Annotated in this window: 11 protein-coding genes; 5 read left to right on the top strand and 6 right to left on the bottom strand. The window is 55.5% G+C overall.

Going from position 1 to position 21,919, the window contains the following annotated elements; all coding sequences use genetic code 11:
- Window positions 1–83: 83 nt before the first annotated feature.
- The 4 genes from VN12_RS18985 to VN12_RS18970 are packed head-to-tail and all read right to left on the bottom strand — an operon-like array spanning window position 84 to window position 6,717.
- On the bottom strand, window positions 84–2,471 hold the full coding sequence (locus tag VN12_RS18985; RefSeq protein ID WP_146678289.1) for a VWA domain-containing protein: 2,388 nt from the start codon (window positions 2,469–2,471) through the stop codon (window positions 84–86).
- The gene (locus VN12_RS18980; RefSeq protein WP_146678288.1) at window positions 2,468–4,774 is read right to left on the bottom strand and encodes a BatA domain-containing protein; all 2,307 of its coding nucleotides are present in this window, start codon (window positions 4,772–4,774) and stop codon (window positions 2,468–2,470) included. The genes VN12_RS18985 and VN12_RS18980 overlap by 4 nt, the downstream gene beginning before the upstream one ends.
- The gene (locus VN12_RS18975) at window positions 4,771–5,679 is read right to left on the bottom strand and encodes a DUF58 domain-containing protein (RefSeq protein WP_240491194.1); all 909 of its coding nucleotides are present in this window, start codon (window positions 5,677–5,679) and stop codon (window positions 4,771–4,773) included. The genes VN12_RS18980 and VN12_RS18975 overlap by 4 nt, the downstream gene beginning before the upstream one ends.
- 24 nt (window positions 5,680–5,703) lie before the next feature.
- Window positions 5,704–6,717, bottom strand: coding sequence for an AAA family ATPase (locus VN12_RS18970; protein WP_240491193.1), 1,014 nt, complete (start codon window positions 6,715–6,717; stop codon window positions 5,704–5,706).
- 253 nt (window positions 6,718–6,970) lie between these two features.
- Between VN12_RS18970 and VN12_RS18965 the strand changes: the two genes are divergently transcribed.
- A complete protein-coding gene (locus VN12_RS18965; protein ID WP_146678287.1) occupies window positions 6,971–8,290 on the top strand; it encodes a DUF3748 domain-containing protein in 1,320 nt (439 codons plus the stop codon).
- 22 nt (window positions 8,291–8,312) lie between these two features.
- On the opposite strand, the gene VN12_RS18960 is transcribed toward VN12_RS18965, so the two are convergent.
- Together VN12_RS18960 and VN12_RS18955 are read right to left on the bottom strand one after the other, a co-directional pair.
- Window positions 8,313–11,663 carry a UTP--glucose-1-phosphate uridylyltransferase gene (locus VN12_RS18960; protein WP_146678286.1) on the bottom strand — a complete coding sequence of 1,117 codons (3,351 nt, stop codon included), beginning with the start codon at window positions 11,661–11,663 and terminating at the stop codon, window positions 8,313–8,315.
- A gap of 30 nt (window positions 11,664–11,693) precedes the next feature.
- Window positions 11,694–12,527, bottom strand: coding sequence for a sugar phosphate nucleotidyltransferase (locus VN12_RS18955; RefSeq protein ID WP_146678285.1), 834 nt, complete (start codon window positions 12,525–12,527; stop codon window positions 11,694–11,696).
- 287 nt (window positions 12,528–12,814) lie between these two features.
- Here VN12_RS18955 and VN12_RS18950 point away from each other — a divergent pair, with 287 nt between their 5' ends.
- From VN12_RS18950 to VN12_RS18935, 4 genes are all read left to right on the top strand, one after another.
- Window positions 12,815–14,608: a SulP family inorganic anion transporter gene (locus VN12_RS18950; RefSeq protein WP_168164498.1), complete on the top strand. Its 1,794-nt coding sequence runs from the start codon at window positions 12,815–12,817 to the stop codon at window positions 14,606–14,608.
- A 110-nt stretch (window positions 14,609–14,718) separates the two neighbouring features.
- Window positions 14,719–18,399 (top strand): hypothetical protein, encoded by a 3,681-nt coding sequence (locus VN12_RS18945; protein WP_146678283.1) that lies wholly within the window; start codon window positions 14,719–14,721, stop codon window positions 18,397–18,399.
- Entirely contained in the window at window positions 18,396–20,849 is a 2,454-nt protein-coding gene (locus VN12_RS18940) for a hypothetical protein (RefSeq protein ID WP_146678282.1), read from the top strand. The genes VN12_RS18945 and VN12_RS18940 overlap by 4 nt, the downstream gene beginning before the upstream one ends.
- Window positions 20,836–21,912, top strand: a complete 1,077-nt coding sequence (locus VN12_RS18935; RefSeq protein ID WP_146678281.1) for a hypothetical protein — start codon at window positions 20,836–20,838, stop codon at window positions 21,910–21,912. Before VN12_RS18940 ends, VN12_RS18935 begins: the two co-directional genes overlap by 14 nt.
- The last annotated feature ends 7 nt before the right edge of the window (window positions 21,913–21,919 follow it).

Raw genomic sequence — 21,919 nt, 5'->3', positions numbered from 1 at the left:
TATCACCATAGCCGAGCTACTACGATTCTTGCAACGGAGTTTCACCAGACAATGCTTGCAAGGATACGGTTCGCCTCCCGACGTCAGACCAGACCCACTCGTTTACGGAGCCACCATTCGGACGCTAGCAAAATCAAAATTGCAAAGAACCAAGGGAAACTTTGCCATAGGGGGAGGATGACTCCGAGGACTTTACCATTCGAGTAAGCTCGCAATCGCTCGACCAGTTCTTCGCTTTGTTGAATATCCAAATACTGACCACCCGTCTCTTCCGCCGTGCTCCGGAGCAGGGATTCATTCCGAGCCAATTGTTCCAACTCCCGATCCGGGGGGCGCATCACATAGATGGACGTGGCGAGGAGCTTGGATTCTTCAGGCAGACCAGCAGGAACAAGCTGGATTCGATATTCCCCTTCGATGGGAACCAGCGAGTCCTCGATCGGGACGACTCCCGTGGAGGGGATGGTCCACTCTCCTTCAAAGAAACCTTCCGCATTCTCGACCGCTTGAAGTTCCACGACGGCAACGGTCTGACCATTCCCTTCCACCGTCGCTTGAACACGCTCCAATCCGATCGGTAACCCGTCGTCACCCAAGATTTTGGCTCGAATGGTTACGGACTCGCCATGCCGGACCACTCTCGCTCCTGCGTCGATTGCAATCCTTTCCCCGCGAACGATGAAAGGGGGACGCATGATCCATCCCGCCAACTGATTCCAAAAACGTTGATGGTAAAGATCCGATACGCCATATCGCCAACGCCATGTTTCGTCGGATGCCAAGTAAACGACACGCCCCTGTCCGAATCTCTGCGTCGCGATCAACGGTATCGACCGATTCCGGTCCACGATCCCCTCTACCATCACCTCCGCTCCTCCTTTCGGTTCTCGGTTTCGGTACGTGTGGGGTGGCTGCAATTGACTCCAAAGCTTTTGGTTTGCGATCCCCTCGGACTCAAATTGAAAGGCAGGTTGTTGCGAACCGATCGATGTCAGCTTCAAGGTCTGGATCGCGACTCGGGAATTCCCTAGGACATTGGCAGGTAAACTTGATGCCAAGTCAGGATTCGGAACATTTGGCTGCGCCGAAGTTTCGGTGGCTTGTACCGGCAGCAATTCCTGCAGCCAAGCGGGGGGGATTTGGTCGGTGCCTTTGACGCTATCGAGGACGATCAAGCCGGCTCCTGCGTATGCGACATAATCTCGCAGCCAAGCTTGTTTGTCGGCTGGAATGCTGCTGGCGCTCTCCATGGTCATGATGAGAAGATCAAGTTCGAAGAGTTCTTGCTTGGTGCGTGGAAAGAACTCGGAACGGAAAGCATTCGGTCCCAGGAACGCGTTGACCTTCCACGCAGGATCGCGGTCGAGTGCGTTGCGGAGATATCGAGACTCCCAACCACCTAGCGGGTCCAAAAGGAGTAGCGAATTCTGCTTGACGACGCCCCAAGCCGACGATGCCAAACGATTGTTTTCCTGGGTTAGTTCGGCGGCCTCGGTTTCGACCCATGCGTTCAAGTCCAATGGAACAGCTCGTTGTTCGAATCGGGAGGGATGAAGCTGCTGGGCTCTTGCGAGAAGTGGAGCAGCGGGTACATCCAGGGTAACTTCATACACTCCCCGGTTCTGCGAGATGACTTCTTGGCTCCAAACCATTTCCCCCTCGTGTTCTATTCCAACACGATAGACCGTTCCGACGGGCAAGGTTTCTTTCACTCGCAGACTACCTCGCAATCGGTCTTCGCTTCGCACCGAAGACGAAAAGGTCGCTTCCAAAACGGCGATGTCCACCGGCTCATTTCTATCCCCGACACCGAGTGAATAGATAGGGACGCGCCGGCCGCTAGAACGAACCACATCGTCGACGGTCGCTCCAACGTTGCTCTGTCCATCGGTCAGGAGAACGATCGCGTCCCACGCGGCGGGTGAATCAGGATTCGAAGTATTCTCCGCTTGTTCGCTGGTCGAAAGGATCGAGAGCAACACATCTCCGAGCGGAGTCGAGCTCTCAGCGGCATTCCAGATGGCCGAGGGAACCGGCTCCGGATCCTCAAGAGAATCCCAAAGCTTTTCACCTGTCGCAGCAAAGAGACGCAGATGATGGCTTTCCGCCACGCGATCGATGACCCCTCCGCGAGGATTGCCGCTGCCACTGGCCTGGAGCGCCGCTTGCAATTGATCGATTCTCGACTGGTCTTTGCCCGGATCTTGGATCGCCATACTCTTCGATCGATCTAGAACCCAAGCGATCCGTCCGAGCGTTCCATCGACGTGCTGGTATCGAATTGTCGGCCCCGCTAGCATACCGAGCATCAAGGCAAACGCCATCGCTCGTAACAAGGGAAGGACGAAGCTCCAGGGGCGCTGTAACCATCGCGTTTCGCGCCAATACCAACTGGCGATCAACATCCCTCCGAGCAATGCGAGCGCTGCAATCCACCAACCGGGTACGCTTCCTGTGAACTCCAATCTCATCGCGATGGCACCTCGCTCGCTCTTCGTATCGCCTTCGCTTTCGTTCCCCGTTTGCTCCTATAGGATTGCTCGATCGCCATTTCTGCGAGAAAGCAGAGAACGGCACCGATCCAAAACCAGCTCCATATCTCACGGCCGAGGAAATCGGCACGCATCGCGGTCAGATAGTCGGAAGTAGATTGGGAAACGGGCCAGTTTCTTTCCTCCAACCATGTCTTCGCGGAATTCGGGCTCCATGGCAGCAAGCGAGATTCGCGTTGATCCTCCGCTTCCCCCACGCGGGAATCGACGACTGCCAAAGATCGCACCTCGAGGGGGCCTTGCTTCCATTTCGCTTCGTAAACTCCCTGCTGCCGCGTATCGAGCCATTCGGAACCTTGCCATTCTCTCATCGCCGCAAAAGGATCGATGACGGTGAGGCTCTCTCGCAACCCATCTTGTACCTGTCCCGCAGTACTGATCTCACGGGGCGGGGGATTGGGTATGGACCATGGCTCTCCAGGCGCGAGTAAGGCTGATCGAGCATCTCGTTCCGCTGCATCCGAAACAATACGTTGCACCAGTGGCACAAATGCCGCGCGGGAGGGTAGGTTGGAATCCGAGCGATCGCATGAGAAGGAGAACCATAAAACGGTTCCTCTGCCCAGTGTAGAGCGAACAATCCATGCGTCCCCATTGCTGAGCTTCGCCACGACTTGAGAGCCTTTGGGTAGGGAATCGGTGATCGGGGTGTAGGCTTCGATCAGCGTGTCTCGGAGCGATTCGAGGCTAGGTCTGGAAAGCTCTCGCAGCTTGCTCCACTGGAAACTGTCGGTGTCGATAGCGATCTTCTCATCCGACTCGACAGGCGATAAGGGATTGCTCGCACCTGGGGCGAGAGGTAGCGCTGACTCCGCAATCCACCGAGGTTTTACCTCCGTGCTCCGGATCCCTCCGTGCTCTAGAAGAGGCAAACGATTCCAAGCCTCTCCATTGGTTCGGTCGCCCGGGAAAACCAAAAGGCCTCCCCCTCTTTGGACCCAGTTGGCCAAGATCGAGGACTGGCTCTCGGTGAGATTCGGAACGTTGCAAAGTACAATCACTTCCGAGTTCTGGATTTGGGCCTCGCCCCATTCGTTGGGACCGACGACCGTGCACTCGAAGGGGTCCGATCTCCCAGTCGCCAACTGCGAGAAGGGTGCCAACGCTAGCTTGAGATAGTCGCTTTCGCTCGCCATCTTCTCGGGCTTTCGATCCCCATCGACCAGCATGACGCGAACCGGAGAAAGGACACGCAGGGAAATATAGGAGTCGTTGTCGAATCGCAAACGGTCGTCCAAGTCCATCGCGATACGGGCCAAGTACTCGCGAGTCTCGGACGGTGTCCACCTGAAGGTGACTTCTGTTTGGCTATTTGGCCCTAAGCTTATACGCTGCTCCTCCACCTCTTTCCCGTCGATGAACAAACGAATTGGGGTGTCATTGCAAGCCTCATGACTATCGTTGAAGACAACCGCTTTCAACTCTATTGGTTCGTTAGGAGTAACCCATCTGGGAGACGTTTCCCGAACATAGATGCTCCCATTTCGTAGCAATCGCTGTTCGGTTGGCTCGAATAATGCATCCGCAGTATGAAGCAGCGAAAACTTGGGCGCAACAATTTGTTCTGAAAGACGATCCGCAAATCTCGTCCACGATTCTTCTTTTGCCGCCCAATCTTTCTCTTCCAAGTCAGTCGCCAGGAGCATAAATCGGGAAGAGGTTTGTTGCCGACCAAGCCATTCGAGGGCTAGTGACTGAGAATTCTCGGAATCGAGGCTTCCCGCAATCGAGGGATTCTCGCGAGCTGCTCGCAACCAATTCGCCAAGTCGGCTCTGGTTTCCGTTTCGATGATTCGGGGTGGTGTTCCCGCAAGAACCACGGCGACGCGAGCGTTTTCCGGCAGCTCTTCACGAAGCTGTGCGATCTGGCTCAGCGCATAGTTCCAGCGCGTGGTACTATCCTCTCGCAGCGCCTGCATGGAGACCGAGTCGTCCAAAAGGATTGCGAGGGAAAGGGAACTGCCCAGGCCCCCTGAACTCCAGGATTGCATGAGAGGTCGGGACATCGCGAGCGCTAGGAAAACCGGTATCAGGCATCGGAGCAATAGGAGAAGCCACTGTTTGAGTTGAAAGCGTCTGGAATTCGAGCTGCGAGTTGCCTGCAGAAAGCGCATCGCCCCCCACTCGACCACACGGAATCGGCTCCGATAGAGGAGATGGATCACGAGGGGCAAGACAAAGGCTGTTGCTCCCATCGCCAAGATCGCATTGAGGAACGTCATCGAGCCCCTCTTCGCCGCGCTAGGTACCGCTGGATGGCTTCGCTATAGGACTGGACGGTGGTCAACGAAATCAAGTCCACACCATTCTGTTCGCATCCCTTTCGAATCGTCTCTTGGTGGGAAGCGAGATTTTCGAGATACCGAGCTCGGATGGTGGCGGGTTCCACGATTTGTTCGTCGGTCGCCAGCTCCAGAGACCGAAACATCGTTCTCTGTTGAAAAGGAAACTCCAGTTCGTCCTCGTCGACAATTTGAAATAGGACGACCTCCTGTTGATTGCTCCGGAGCAGCGCCAGAGATTTCACCACCGAGTCTGCGTCGCTAAAGGTGTCGGAGAGGACAATTACCAAACCTCGACGTTTGCTGCGACGTAAAAACTCTTCGGTGGTCTGCCCCCAATCCGCTTCACCCTCAGGAGTGGATTGCGCGAGGAGTTCCATGATGTGGTGGAGATGGCCGGGCTGATTCTTCGGCGGGAGAAAGAGCCGGATCTTAGCATCAAACGTTGCTACCCCCACCGCGTCCTGCTGGGACACCAGTAAATAAGCCATGCATGCAGCGAGCCGGACCGCATACTCGTGTTTGCTCAAACCGGCAGACTGTTGTCCCGCGTAACGCATCGAACCGCTTTGGTCGATCAAAAGTGTGCAACGTAGATTGGTTTCATCTTCGTACTGTCGGATGTACAGGCGGTCCGTCTTTCCGAAGAGCTTCCAATCGATCGTGCGGATTTCGTCCCCCGTCACATAGGGGCGGTGCTCTTTGAAATCAACACTAGCTCCCGTATGCCGTGAACGGTGAATCCCACCCCGTACTCCTTCGACGACTTGACGCGCCAAGAGTTGCAGCGACCCGACACGTGTCATGTCGGTGGGAGTGAGCCATCGCAGAAGGGGATTCTTCACAGTTATGGTCCAAATCGAATGAGATTATCGTCGGACCAATTGCTCAAGCAATTTTGCGATGATGGCATCGGACGTGATCCCCTCGGCTTGAGCGCTGAACGTAGGAACAATTCGATGACGCAATACAGGCGGGGCGAGCGCGACCAAATCTTCTGTCGTGACATGGTAGCGGCCGGACAGAAGAGCGCGCGCCTTGCTCGCCATCACCAACTGTTGACTCGCACGCGGTCCCGGGCCCCACTGCACCAACCCAGGAACCCATTTCGGAGCGTCGGAATCATTGGGACGTAGCGATCGGACGATGTTCAGAACAAGCTGCTTCACCGATTCGGGCAATGGTACGAGGCGCACGAGTTTTTGGAAGGCGATGATATCTTCGCCGTTGACGACAGGAGTGATGGAGGAGCTTTTCGAACCGGTGGTCAAGTCGATGATAGCGGCTTCTTGATCGCGTGTTGGATAATCGACGATCGTTTGAAAGAGAAATCGATCACGCTGTGCTTCAGGGAGGGGGTAGGTCCCCTCCTGTTCAATCGGATTTTGCGTTGCGAGGACGAAAAAAGGCTCTTGCAGTTGGTAATGCTTTCCTCCGACGGTAACCGAGTGCTCTTGCATTGCTTCGAGCAATGCGGCTTGCGTTTTCGGAGGGGTGCGGTTGATTTCATCCGCGAGCAGGATCTGCGTGAAGACGGGCCCTTTCTCGAAGACGAGATGCCGCTGGCCGTCGTTGGCTTGCTGGATGATGTCGGTACCTGTGATGTCGGCCGGCATGAGATCGGGTGTGAACTGAATCCTCTGGAACTGTAGCTCCATGGCTTGAGCGAGCGACCGGACCATAAGCGTCTTGGCCAATCCAGGCACTCCTTCGAGCAAGCAATGGCCGCCGGCCAAGATGGCGATCAGCAATTGTTCGACGGTTTTGTCTTGACCCACGATGGCATTGGCGACTTGTTTCCGCACCTTTGCCATCGCACTTTGCAACCGTTCGGCCTGCGCAACATCGGGGGACTCCATCGCATCGGCTGCAGGCGAGTTCATATAGTCCTAAAATCCAATCGAGGGTAAAACGTGGGGGGGGAACGCTTCGGCGGTGTGAGTCAACCTTCCTTAGGAATCCACTGCCGCCGGCACCACATTGTACTCCAGAATCGGGGCTTCAAAATCCGATCTCCAGAATCCGCGGTTTCCACGGTCCCTTATATCCTCACCGTACTTTCCAAATCGGGCTCTCTGTTTCTGGCATCGCGTCGAGCGATAGCAGACCCATTCCCTATGGCCCCGGGGCTTGTTCATGTCGTCCATCCCAACTTTCCAGGCTTCCATTCGACTTCTGACCGATCGACCGGCGGGGCATACGCTGAATCGGAGGCAAGTCCTTTCGCCGGACAGGCAATGGGCAATCTTCGATGGAAGGAATGGTGACCCACAGATCGCTTCGACTCAAACGATTTCACGGATCCACCTTCCAACAGGATCGATCGAAACGCTTTACGAGACCCCGACCCAATCCGCATTCGGGCCGGGTGTCGGTGCGGCTGCTTGCCATCCCCATGAGAATCGAGTGGTCTTCATTCATGGAGTGAACAACTGCAATAGCGAAAGACCTTACGGTGCCGCACGTCGGTTCGGAGCGATTTGGGATCAAGCCTCCTCGCGCATCGGTGCCTTGGAGCAACGTGTGCTGCAGCGGCACCCCCGTTTGGGTGAACTATCGGGAGGAACCCATGCCCACAGCTGGAGCCCTGATGGCAACCGAGTCAGTTTCACCTACAACGACGCGCTCACTCCCGATATGCCTCGAACCGTCGGCTTCAGTTCGCTGCGACTCGCTCCTCCCGCGTGGGGGGCTTCGGCGGTCTCGGACCAAGCGGAGAACTTTATCGGGCAATCGGCCAGCTTTCTCGTATGCAGGCCCCCGACTCGGTACGGGATATTGCAAGCCCTCGAAGAATGCTGGGTGGGGAATGATCGAATCGCCTTCTTGGGAACGGTATGGCGCAGTCCGCAGTCGGACGAACGGATCCAAGAAATCTTCCTGGCTCATCTCCCCTCGGACACAGAGCTTCGCGAGCTGATCGCGGAAGGGAGTCGCTCGGAATCGGCAGAGCAAGACTTTCATTCGCGATGGGAGTCGATGGTACGGATCACTCGACTGACACAACTGACCGACCGCAAATATCCAGGAATTCAGGGCCCTCGGCACTGGTTAGTCGCCGATCCTCAGCGGGGGTGTATCTTCAGCCTGTGGCGCGACGATCGCGGGTTGCCCCAGGTGATCGAAGTCGATTTGGTTTCGGGGGCATGCACTCCTCTGACCGATTTGGAATACGGTGTGGCGGAGTCCTTTAGCTACGATCCCATCACCGAGCGGATTGCTGTGGTTTCGCATGGGAGCATCCACATTCTAAGTCTCTTGGACAAATCGATGCACCGAATCGAAGAGGTGGAGTTTACGGATGCGATGGGGCGGCAGATCAAAGAACCTTGTTGGCACGGGGGTTATGTGGGTGCTCCTCACCCGATCGATGCGAATAGCTGGTTGATCAATCGGTATGTTCAGCGTCCGGAGGGATCGTTCCTACAAATCTTGCTTTGCACTCGAATCGGTTAGAGGGCGATGGATCGATGCCCCTTCAAGAGAAATCACACATTCTTTCGATGGTGTCGGCGGAACCATCTCGCACCCAGCCGTCGAGTTGTCCAGGATCTTTGAGCTGTTGTCCTCGCACGGCGGGGACCGCAATGTACTCGCACGCGATCGAAGGAAGGCTGCTCATATCCCCCCAAATCTTCTCGAATTGGGAGACAGGGAACACATCTTCCTGCCCTAATCCCCATCGCTTTTTCACATCTTTAATGGTGATGTAGGTGGGAAGGCGTTGACCGAATGCTCGGACTGCTTCCTCGACCTGGTCGGAGTTGCCCAAGTCAGATCGCTTCAGCTCGAAGGCTTGCAAAAGCCGGTCGATACTGATCCAAGTCGTCATCGAGGAATAGAACGAGAGTTTGAATTCGTCCTGATCGGACGGCATCGCCATGCCTTCGACCAAACGACGTTTGCCGTCGACGAGAGCCAACCCACCCCCTCGGTCATCCACACGACGCGAAATGACTTCGAAGCTCAGGCAGGCGTTCGATTCGATGTGTTTGCTGAGCACCAATGGATCGATATTGGCTCCGAGGGTGTCGATGTTATGGAGTAGCAAATATTGCAAGCTGGGTTGCTCTACGAGCATTCGGTGCAACAATCCGTTCCGAAGCATGTTTGGAATCTCGTACCAATGGCCGACAGGATGCATGCACTGTTCTGGAATATTGTCGGTGTAATCGGATGCTTCGCCGGCTGTTTGAGCCCAACCGATAATCGCTGCATGCGCGCTCTCTCGAACCTTTTGCTGTTGCTCGTCTAGTGTTTGGTGCGCCATTTCTTGCCAGAGGAATTGGAGGTCTCGCACCGTAGGGACCATTCTCAGCCCGACCGAGAGGCCTCTCGAGAGGTGGACGGGGCCTGGATAACGATAGTTTTTGACGTCGCTGAGATGGCGTTCGATCGGACCATGTGTGAGATATCCCGTGGTAAAGACGTGCGGAATATTGGCTCCAAATCGGCGGGACGTTTGCCTGCTCTTTGCGAGATGGACTTCGATAAAGCTTCGGTGCTGGCCTGCCAATCGGCAAAATGGATGAAGCCCTTTGACGACTCCCGCGCCTCCTGTCCAACGAGATCCGACCCCCGCAGCGAGTGTAACCACAGCGACTTGGTTCTCCAAAATAGCTTTGGCGCCCACCGAACCCTCCCCGCTTCGAATCAAAGCGGCCGGAGCAACAGGAATGTCTCGAAGGTCGATGATGTCGTCGCGCGAGACATCTTCAATGATCGATTGGGGCGGAAGCCTATTTTCGGAAAGTCCGATGCGGCCTCCCAATAGATCGGTTCGAATTTGTTCATGCACTTCCCGGTCAAAGCCATGGTACTGCAGTCGTTCACGCAATTCAGCGGCCGACTCACCCCGTTGATTTTGCTGTGGCATGATCCGATCTAGTAGCCATTTTGCTTTTTCGCTTTCCATTCGGCACAGATGGTTCAAGCGTCCCAATTCCCGTTGGACCTGCGGGGTGAGGTCTCGTATTTCACGCCGGATCCACTTCGGTGCAACGATTGAATAATAACCATCGGGCATCATGGCCTCATCGCCGGATAGCAGCTTGGCCCATGAACCTTTTTCCTGAATGGAAAACTCGTAAACGATTGGATCCATGGCAAAAGGTAATTGCGTTTCCATGGCTTGTTTGGTTTCGACCAGGGATCGAAGCAGCCAAGGTCTCGCGGCGTCTTGCACGGAGGGGTCGAAGAAGAATCCCATGCCGCCTCCCGACATCCCGCCGAGCATGAGAAAGCCCCAGAACTGCTCTCCCCACCGCTCGCGGCATTGTTCGATCATGCGATCGGTGAACCGATTGGTGCACCACGGGATAATGGTCTGAAGGGGCTCTGTGAAGTTTTTGGTAGTAAGATTGGCGACGCGTCGAATATCGCCGGTTTCAAGAGCCGTAACAATTTGTTCGTAGATCCCGATCGCCTCGTTTCGGGCTCGCCATTCCTGGCTGGCTCGGACCAGATACTTTTCCGTAACCATTTCCAAGATCGGACCGACGTTCTGAGCCATTCCTCCGTAGACGAGGATGAGACTCTTTTGGAGCGCATCGAGCGATTCCCGCGGTATCCGCTTCGCGTCGAGGACGGTGTGCCGTGGCAGCAGTCTTCCGCGGCTGATACCGAATTCGGGATCCCCTTCTTGTGCGAGAACTCCTTCGATCCGTTTGATACCTGGCCAAATCCCCCCCGAGTCTTGCCAGCCCCCACCGGATCCACCGAGCCATTCTCCGAGGATGGCGCGCGCCGTAATCAATCGTTGATCCACGACTTCCAATTCACCAGTCAATCGTCCTACTTGCTGCGTCGCACGCATCAGCACCGAGATCAAGCACCCGAGAAGGTTCGTCGAGACCGCGAGCCGAGATCCCTTTGGGATATTGTTCACGCGACTGACCAGTTCCAGTCCCAACCCTTCTTTCCCAATCAACGTCGCGAGAAGCTCGCTCATTTTTCGGTGGCATCCCTCCATAGCAGGGGGCACAACGCCCGATGCGATGAGCGCACCTTTCAGCAGCCCCAAATAATCTTTGGCAAAATCGAAGACTTCATCGATCTCCGTAATCTCCGCTTCCGCCCCAAGATCGGTGCTGACCAACCTAAGTACGGGGCGATCGATCACGCGCAGGTAAGCCTCCACGGGAGGTTGAGGCTGAGAGTCTCGTCCATACACACCGAGGTGGATGGACGCATTGAGGACCTTTGCACCTTCAGGAAAGTCCATGCCAAGAAAGAAGATATCCGACCAACCGCTATGCGAAAAATCCATTCGAACACTGGTCTTTTCCGTCAAGATCGGGAAGTCACCTTGGTTGGTATGACTTCGGAGCAGCGATTGGTTCAGACGGAGCGGGTGTTCGTTGGGATGGCCGATGCGGAACATCCATTGGTTGCCGCGAACGGTCCGGACGCTCCGTTTGACTTGATCCGCAAGAGTCTGAATGCCGAGTTGGTGGTAAGCGCGGGACAGCGCGCTGGCGATTGCGACCGTAGGACCCTGATGTCGCTGCACCGCGAGCAATTGATCGATCGCCTCGGGAAAGCGGCGGCCCAAGATATGTTGGTAGGCTTCGTAGGGAAGCAATCCAGCGGAGGATTCGGGAAAAGAGGGAGGCAAGTAATACCGGTAGAGGGCTGCCAAAAAGAAATGGGCTCGAACCCGGTGGTAAAGATTGGAGGCGGAGCGGCGAAAGCGATCCAGCTCGTATGCCGCGTCGAGCAATCCGTGGGCATCCAAGTTTCCGCACAGTTCCTCCAACGTGCGGTTGCGAACCGAGTCTACTTCCGATGTGATCGTCTCGATCCAAATACTGGCAGAGTGTGTGTTCATACTTCGGGGCCGAAAGAAGAGAGATGTTCGTTATCGAGTGGCCAGCAGTTCGACCATATCGCTGAGGACTTGGTCGCGATCGACTCCTGAGAGGGATAGAGCCAGTTGGGTGTTCAGCAGTCCGTACTTGACGCCGATGTTGTAGCGGAACCCCTCCACCTCGACAGCGAGATAGCGTTCGCGCAGTGCCAGCTCCTGCAGCGCTTCGGACAAGGCGATAGGACGTCGATGTTCGTCCACGAGGGATTCCAAGATATCCAGGACCGAAGGAGTTAGGACGTGCATACCAAAGAAGCAGAGATAGATCCCGCTTCGAAAGCCCGCGATGGTCAGTTCCTGCTCGGCCAGCGTGGGAGTCGGCTTCTCGATCACACGCTTCACTTCATAAAGACGATCGGTTTGGGGCAAGCGATTGCCGCCGATAGCACCGAAGTAGGGAAGCATCTTTTCTTTGGTGGGGTGCACTCCGGAAACGGCACTGTTTTCCTTGGTTGCGACCTCGATGATCTGTTGAGCGCAACGCTGGCCGTTTCGACTTAAATACAAATGGTCTCCGACGAGGTGGAGAAAAGGTTCGTTGCGAGCAAAGGTCTTCGCGCACAAGAGGGCTTGGCCATAGCCTCTCGGTTCCGGTTGGATGACGAAGGTCAATCGGTCGAGGTAGGGGCCCGCAGCTTTTCGGTAGGCTTCTTCGTTGCCCGGGCTGATGACGATACCTATCGATTCAATCCCGGCTGCGTCGATTTCTTCCACGATCATTTCCAGGGCCGTTTTTTCCATTCCATCTCGATCGACGAGACGCTGGAGCGGCAATGCCCCTTGGCCGGGGCCGGCTGCCGTGATAACCGCTTTTTGAATTCTCATGAACTCGGACCTACCCCAAAGGAAATGTTGGAAATGATGGGCGATGGATGGGGAACCATTCTCTGCGGAGGTGTTTTGGCCGCAGGAGCCCTGTGTAGCGTACTTGAGAGTGTCGCTGAATTCGATCGGTTCGGAACCACGCGGCGTGGGTTTTGAGGGCTGAATGGGGAGCTTGGTCGGTTTGTAGCGACGATAACGTTGGGGTTCCTGCCCAGAAAAATTCCACCGATTACAATGGGCGGTCTCAATAACGGTCTCGCTGCCTGCACTCACCCTGAATGGTCGGAATGTCTTCTCGTCTCGCCGATGGAATCTTCAAGTACGTTCCGGCCTTGGAGTCCCTTCGCACCTATAGCTTGGATCATTTTCGGCGGGATCTCTTCGCAGGGCTGACCGTTGCCGCAGTGGCCGTCCCGCAGGGCATGGCTTACGCCACCATTTTCCACATGCCTCCGGCAATGGGGCTTTACACTGCGATCGTCATGACCACCGTCGGCGCGTTGCTGGATTCTTCCAAGCAACTCATCAACGGCCCGACCAACGCCATTTCCATCGCCATGCTGAGCGCTTTGGCGGTGCTGCCTGAAGATTCGTGGATCGGTGCTGCGATCATGATGGCGTTGATGATTGGCGTGATCCAAACCTCGATCGCCTTGTTTCGCTTCGGAGACTTATCTCGATTTATTTCCCACGCGGTAATCGTCGGATTTACGTTGGGAGCGTCGGTTCTCCTTTTGCTCGATCAGTTGAAAGTCATCCTCGGCATCAAATCGATGGGCGGGCATCATGATCACTTCCTCGTTCGTTTTTACCGGACGATGACGGAGGGAGGAGCTATCCACTTGCCGACCTTTGGTATTGCGACGTTCACGATTGCTATGGCGGTTGCCATTCGATTTCTCAATCGACGTTTGCGATTGGGGTTGCCGGAGCTGCTGATTGCCATCGCTTCCTCCGCAGCGCTTCTGGCTTTCGTCGATCCATCGCAATCCTCGGGTGTGCGGCTTTTAGATCCCGTCCCGCGAGAGCTTCCCGCCTTTGCATTGCCTCCATTGGACTGGAACCAAATGCGGACTCTTTCCAGTAGCGCGGCCGCGATTGCATTTCTCGGGCTTTTGGAGGCAATGGCGATGGCCAAGTCGATCGCAGCCAAAACAGGTCAGAAGCTCGACATGAACCAGCAGTGCTTGAGCGAAGGGGTCGCGAACCTCGCGGGGAGTTTCTTTCACTGTTTTCCCGGGTCGGGGTCGCTTACCCGTTCTTACATCAATCACGCTTGCGGGGCTGCCACCCAGTGGTCTGGCGTGATCAGCGCCGTGGGAGTGATGGGAACCATTCTGTTGATTGCCCCCTTGGCCCAATACGTCCCGCGAGCGGCCCTCGGCGGGGTCTTGATCCTCACCGCCTTTCGCATGACGGATCCCAAGGCGATCGTTTATTATTTCAAAGCGACCCGTTTTGATGCCATCATCATGATTGCGACGGCGGTATCTGCGGTCTTCGTTTCGATTGAGTTTTGTATTTTGATCGGTGTCTTCCTTTCGTTCGCGTTTTACGTTCCGCGAGCGGCGAAGATCAAAGTCAACGAGCTGACCATCACCAGCGACCGCGTCATCCGCGAGGCGACGGAGTCCGATGTTCGCTGCTCGTTCATCCGGATTTTGAATATCGAAGGGGAGATGTTCTTCGGCTGCGCACCGGAGTTGGAGAGGCAGCTTCAAGCCTTCGAGGAATCCCTCCCGGATACATCGCAGCTCATCGTGATCCGGTTGCGAAGAAGCAACAATCCAGACGCGGTCTGCATGCACGTCATGGAGAATTTCATACAACGCATGAAACAACGACGAGTCACGGTCATGCTCTCCGGGGTCCACGCGGCCATGGCGACGACGATGCGAAACGTCGGGTTGGATCAACTCGTCGGCCCCGAAAATATTTTTCGTGAAGAAACCGAGGTCTGGGCGAGCACCTTCACCGCGATGAAAAAAGCCTACGCACAAATTGGAACGGCTCGATGCCAGCATTGCCCGAATCGGCAAATCGCTCAAGAAGAACGGAACGACTGGTCCTATATGATTTGATTTCGATTGGCTGAGTATTTCAATTTGCTTCCATCTGCAGGTGCCGACCGGGTAGAATTCTGCAGGGAATCAGTTCTACGGCAGCTCGTTCAATAGGTAAGGAGCGCTCGATGGATCAGCAAATCGACCACTATCTTCACTTCGTCGCCAATCGATTTCGTCGCATTCGATTCGCATGGCTTCTTTGTTGTCTTTGGTTGGGCTTGGTCCTCTTCATGCTCTTCATGGTGAGCCCCACTGGTGCTTTCCACGATTCTCTGCCCCCTCAAGCCTCCTCGCTCTCCTCCGGCACTGTCTGGGTAGGGGCTGTTGCCCTGGCGGTGGTTATCTGGATTCTTAACCGATGGTCCTACTCCAATCGAACTTGGACGGCCGAGCAAGTTGAGTTGGTACACCCCGACTTGAAGCAACGTCTGCTGACCAGCGTCGCTCCGCCTCTTCCGAACGAATCTCCCTTCCTACGCAAGCAACTGGTCGATGAGACCATTCGTCACGCCCGGACACACGATTGGGGGCAAGCCGTACCGACGTCCCGAATGCTGTCGGTCTGGGGTCTCCAAACTCTTTGCCTTGCCCTGGCATGCTATGTCAGTTGGATTTCGATTTTCCCAGCGTCGGTGCAGTCTGTTGTTCGGAATCAAGGAGCTGCTTCGGAATTGAACTCCAGTGAGGTCCTTGTAGAGCCGGGGGATGTGGAAATCGAACGAGGGACCGATGTGGTCGTGACGGCGCGGTTCCCAGGCGACGAAACGCCTGATCAAGTCTGGTTAGTTCCCACTCCTGTGGATTCGGCCGCAGCAGATGGACCGGCTTCCAGCACAGGTTCGCCATCGGAAAGTCTCAAGAGCCGACTGGAACGTTCGCTTCAAGATCCGATCTATGGTGGCTATCTTCGCAAGGTGACGCGCGATTTGACTTACCGCGTTGAAACAAAGGGATTCCAGAGTCCCGCTTACCGTATCCAGGTTTTCGATTTCCCGAGCTTGGTTCGGAGCGATGCGACGATCGCGCCTCCTGAATATGCCAAGCAGGACACGCGAACGATCGAAGATACCCGTCGCGTGACGGTCGCAGAAGGAACAGAGCTTAAGTGGATCTGTTTTGTGAACAAGCCGCTGCAGAGCGCCGAGCTCATCGATGAAACCGGGGTGACGGTCCCTTTAGTTCCCTCCGCAGAGAACCCGCTCCAGCTCGAGGCGTCCTTTAAGATCGACGCGTCGAAGCAGTGGATGGTGAGGCTGTTGGATAGAGAGAATCGTTCGGCGAAGTTCGATGAAAAGTTGTCGGCAAAAGTGATTCGAAACGAAGCGCCCGAGATCAAGTTAGCGAAGGCACAGGACTTGAGGGTTTCACCTCTCCAAGAGGTCCCCCTCAAAGCGATGGTTCGGGACGATTTTGAGGTGAAGAGGACCGGTGTGACGGTCATGCTAGGTTCTCAGGAGCCTTCCGAGTCACAGATCGAACCGACCCCTTCCAAAGCAGGGAAACTAGAAATCACCCACCTAGTGGACCTTGAATCCCTGCAAGCGGAGCCCGATCAGCTTCTCTCTTATTTCTTTTGGGCGGAAGACGTCGATACCACCGGCCAAGTGAGACGAGTCGAGGGGGATATGTTTTTCGCCGAGGTTCGCCCCTTCGAAGAAATCTTCCGAGAGGGAGAGGCACCCACTGCCCAACAACAGCAGCAACAGCAACAGCAACAGCAAAGCCAGGCGGCCCAGAAAGCCGAGGAGTTAGCCGAACTGCAAAAGCAGATCATCTCGGGGACTTGGAATATCCTCCGCCGCGAGAAACCGCAGAAGGTAACTTCGGCGTTCTCGGAGGATGTCAAGGTATTGGGGGAATCGCAGGCGACAGCGTTGGAGCAAACGGCGGAACTGGAGGAGTCGGTCCAAGACGAAAAATCGGCCGCCTACCTTCAGGAACTGAAGGGGGCGATGGAGTCTGCCATGGAGCGACTCCAGACAGCGAGCCAAGAACAATCCCTGACCGAACTCCGCGAGGCTCTCAACTTGGAGCGAAAGGCCTATGAAGGACTTCTGAAACTACGGGCACGCGAACACAACATTGTCCAGCAGCAACGGCAGCAGTCCCGGAGCAATTCCCGCAGCAGCGCGCAGCAGAATCGACAGCAGCAACTTGAGCAACTGGAATTGAACAATCAGGAGAACCCCTATCAGGAAGAGCAGCAGGCGCAAGACTCTGAGCCCTCCACTCCAGAACGGGAAGCGAGACAGGTCATGAATCGCTTGGAAGAGCTGGCCACGAGGCAAAAGGACCTCAACGAGCAGCTCAAAAACCTAGAGAACGCACTTCAAGAAGCGAAGACCGAAGAAGAAAAGGAGCAGATCGAAGATCAATTGCAGCGTCTTCGTGAAGATCAGGAGGAGATGGTGCGCGATGCGGACGAGTTGCTGGAACGGATGAACGAAGACGAGAATCGGCAAGCGATGGAGCAGGCACGCGAGCAAGTCGAACAGGCGCGCGAGCAATTGCAGCAGTCGACGCAAGCCCTTGCGCAGGGAGAGACCTCCTCCGCTCTTTCCTCGGGTACGCGCGCCCAGCGGCAGATGGACGAGACTCGTGAACAATTACGACAAGAGTCCTCCAGCCAGATGGAGTCGACCATGAAGAACATGGTGCAACAAGCCAGAGATCTAGAGCAGAAACAGCGAGAACTTGAAGAAAAGCTTGATCCATCCGAACAAAGCAATGAACCTGCGAGTTTGAACGCGAATGCAGACGATGCGTCTCCGCTTCGTCCAGAAGGAGCGAACCCGGAGGGGAATCCCGATTCTCAAGCTTGGCGAGAGCAGCAGAAGAAGTGGGAGGAGTTGATGCAGAACATCCGCGATACCGTCGCGGAGGCTGAATCAAGCGAGCCTCTTTTGGCGGAGGAGCTATACGATTCCTACCGTGAAGCAGCTCAACAAGGTGTAGAGAAGAGGCTGACCCAGATTTCGCTGTTGCTCGAACGCGGGTTCGACGAACCGGCAGAGAAATTAGCACGCGAGGCAGGTCAAGCGATCGAGCAATTGCGAGAAGGAATTGAAGGGGCTGCCCAAGACATTCTCGGAAACGAGCAAGAGTCACTCCAACGCGCGCTGCGAGAATTGGACCGAGCCCAAGATCAAATCGAACGCGAAATCCAATCCAATCAATCTCCCCCCCAACAAAGCCAACAGCCCCAACCTGGTCAGCAGCCCCAACCTGGTCAACCTGGTCAACCTGGTCAACCTGGTCAACCTGGTCAACAGAGTCAACAGAGTCAACAGAGTCCCTCCCCCAGCCAACAAACGGAATCGAACCAACCCGGCCAGCAAAACCAACCCGGCTCGGCCAATCCGTCGGATCCTTCTTCTTCAGGTTCGCAGCGAGCGAGCATCGAGTCGTTTCTCCCTCGTGAGCGCGGCGGACCAACCCAGGGGGAAGGTCGCTTCGTCGCCCCATTGACGGGTGAGAATTATCGAGAGTGGACCGATGCGTTGCGGGACGTGGAGGAGTTGGTCGACGATCCGAACTTGAAGGGGGATGTGGCCCGGGTTCGCGAGGCGGCCCGAGAGATGCGAGTGGAATACAAACGGCATTCGAAAGAACCACAATGGGATTTGGTCAAGAAATTGATCGCAGAACCGTTGGCCCGCGTCCATGAGCAAGTCAACGAGGAGTTGCTTCGAAAGGCCGCGGAGAAGAACGCGCTGGTGCCTATTGATCGCGATCCTGTCCCAGCCAATTTTCAACGACAATTGGATCGCTACTACGAAAACTTGGGGAGCGGAACGAATCGATGATCGAGGAGACCCTCTCGGCGGAGACGAACTTCTACTTCGCGCAGCCCCAATGGATGCCCTGGGTATTGATCGCCGGCGCGCTTTTACTCTTTGTGAGTATCCTCTCCTATCGAGGCAGTCGAATGCCGATGGGCTATCGGACACTGGCACTCGCGATCCGCGCGATTGGAATTGGTTTATTGCTGTTCTGTTTGCTCGAGCCCATGGGAAGCACCGAGCGGGCCAAACCGCAGGCGAATGCGTTTGCCCTGCTGGTCGACAATTCGCAGAGCGCACGAGAGACATGGAAGTCGATTGGCCAATCCATGGGCTACACAGACCCATTGGCTTGGTCGCAAGAACGATTGCGGAACGAAGCGGATTGGATGCGAAAACTAGGGGAAGAGTTTCGCATTCGCCGTTATCTCTTCGATCATTCATTGCATGCAATCGACAGTTTTGAAGGAATACAGCAAACCGGTGACGAGAGTGCTTTGATTCGATCGCTTCAATCCTTGGTGGAACGCTACCAGTCGCCTGATGATTCCGAATCGAATTCCACTCGGGGACAGCCTTTAGCCGGAGTTCTACTCTTTACGGACGGTCAAGCGACGGACTGGGAAAAGCTCGCAGGAGAACGCGCGTTTCCAGTACCGATTTATCCGGTCATTCAGGGGGAAGCATCGGAGGTCCGCGATCTGGCAATCTCAGATGTTTCGGTCACGCAATCGGATTTTGAAACCGCGCCGGTCACCTTGTCGGCTTCCATTGCCCATCTCGGTTTTCGCAATCAAAAGGTGACTGTGGTGCTGCGAGATCAAGAAGGAAAGGAGATCGAGGCGAAAACCGTCTCCCTCCCCAACGACGAGGAGAATGCCCCGGTTGAGTTTCGATTTCGGCCGACAAGCGTCGGAGCGCAAGGTTACGAGTTGAATGTCAAACCACTGGCTGAAGGCACATCGGACAGTGGCGCCGAGGCGGAGTGGACGTTGTTAAACAATCGACGCTATCAAGTGATCGATCGCGGAAGGGGCCCCTACCGGATTCTTTACGTCGCCGGACGCCCCAATTGGGAATACAAGTTTCTATCGCGAGCGTTATCAGAAGACCCGGAAGTCGAGCTGACCGCATTGATTCGTATCGCGAAAAAGGAGCCTAAGTTCAGTTTTCGCGATAATCGGGTCGACTCTTCCAATCCTCTGTTCTCCGGCTTTGAAGACATTTCCGACGAAGAAAAAGAACAATACGATGAACCTGTGTATGTTCGATTGGGGGTGAAAGAGTCGGGCGAGTTGCAGAAAGGCTTTCCAAAAGATCTAGGCGAGCTGTATCAATATCGCGCTATTGTCTTGGATGACATCGAGCCTGAATTTTTCACGCAGGAGCAGCAGTCGATGCTTCGGCAATTTGTCTCCATTCGCGGCGGTGGGCTACTCGCGTTAGGGGGACAGGAGTCCATGCGAGGAAGCGAGTTTAGTCGATCGGTGCTAAGCCAGCTGCTCCCTATTTATCATGACCCGGGTACGCCCTTCGCTGCCGATCTTACGAGCGATCCCAATATCGAAACCATCGCGTCGGTTCGCATGCAATTGAGTCGGGATGGTTGGCTCCAGCCGTTTATGCGACTAGCCGATACCGAGGCGGGGGAAAAGAAACGCTTGGAATCGATGCCTGGCTTCCAAGTCTGGAATCGCGTCCGCGAATTGAAGCCCGGTGCTTCGATGCTTGCGCAGGGAGTTCTCGAAGGGGATTCGGAGGCCAGCGGCCCCATTCCATTGTTGGCGACCCAGCGGTTTGGTCGCGGGCGCACGGCGGCACTCATGATTGGAGATTGGTGGCGTTGGGCCATGCGACGCGAAGGAAAAGAGCCCGCACCCCTTTATCAAGCTTGGAGGCAGTTGTTCCGTTGGCTCATCACCGATGTTCCCCAATCCGTAGATATCAGGGTGATCGAGAGTGAAGACAGCGCGCGTGCGCGGAGAATCGTCGTGGACGTCAAAGGTCCTGATTATCAAGCGTTAGACAATGCGCAGGTGCAGCTGATTGTTCTAAAGCCGGACGGAACGAAGATGGAGTTGCTCGCCGACCCCTCCGCCGAAACGCCGGGGCGATATGAGACGATTGTTCTATTGGACACGGAGGGAGTTTATACGGTCGAGGCAAAGTGTTCCGGACAAGACGGAAGCGATGCAGGGAAGGCCGAATCAGGTTGGGTATACGAGCCTTTGGCGAAGGAGTTTCAGGGGCTGGGGGAGAATCGCAAGAGTTTGAGCGAGTTGGCCGAGCGGTCGGGGGGCAAGTTGTTGCGGTGGGATGAATTGGATGCGTTCGTGGAGAATGTCCCGAGCGATGAGATTCCTGTCAAAGAGAAACGCGTGTTTCCTCTCTGGCATCAATCCTGGGTTATTGTGGCCGCCATCGCATGTTTGTGTTTGGAATGGGGATGGAGACGACGCTATGGCTTGGCCTAGATCCTACTTGCTTAAGACTATCCAATCTCTGGGTGGGGCCGCGTTGGTGGGTATCTCCAGCATAGGTGGTTTCGCGCAGTCGTTTGAACAAACCGACCAAGGCATCAAAAAACCGTTCACGAAGCTCGTGGTGCTAGGAGCGCCCGGTGAGGTGGAATACGGTTCGCTCTTTCAATCTTGGGGGAATCGCTGGAGTGAGGTCTTCGGTCCATCGGAGTGCGAATGGATCGATGGAACAACTGGCGATGAGGAGCAAAGCTCTGCGTCGGTGGACGACAAATCACGCATTCTAGAGTTTTTGTCCGAGCGATCGCAATCGTCTGATGAACAGAGCGATGCGCCGAAGTGGTTGGTGTTGATCGGACATGGAACGCATGATGCGTCGGGGGCGAAGTTCAATTTGCGTGGACCGGATATATCGGCCGATGAAATTGCCAAGGCTTTGGAAGGGGATTCCAGTCGATGGATCATCGTGAACTGTGCATCGTCGAGCGGACCGTTTCACGCCAGTTTGTCGGGGAAGAATCGGGTTGTGATCACTGCGACCAAAAGTGGTGCGGAGCAAAACTTTGCCCGATTTGGCGGCTATTTGTCGTTGGCGATTTCGGATCCCGCTAGCGACTTGGACCACGATTCCAGCGTGTCGATCTTAGAAGCCTTCCTCGCGGCCTCGGCGAGTGTGGCTAGGTTCTATCGGGACGAGGGTCGCTTGGCATCCGAGCAATCGCTACTGGATGACAATGGAGATAAGAAAGGAACGCCAGCCAGTTTCTTCCGAGGTTTGCGACCAGCCAAGGCGCCGGCCGATGGCCTCCAACTCGATGGAGGGCTTGCTCAACGCGTGATAGTTCACAGGCTCGGATCAGGTCCTGAGTATTCCCTAGAAAAGCTTGCTAGCATCAACGGCATCGAAGATGACATCGCAAAGCTTCGGTCCAACAAAGCGAGCCTTCCACCCGAGGAGTATTACCGAGAGTTGGAGACGTTGCTATTGCGATTGGCCGAACAAATGTTCGGACCGGAGCCCACAGAAGGCAAGCCTCTATTAGGGCTACCTGAATAGGGCAATT

This window comes from Pirellula sp. SH-Sr6A (genome assembly GCF_001610875.1).
Classification (GTDB): domain Bacteria; phylum Planctomycetota; class Planctomycetia; order Pirellulales; family Pirellulaceae; genus JBKCUI01.
This window is presented reverse-complemented; position numbering and strand designations above follow the sequence as displayed.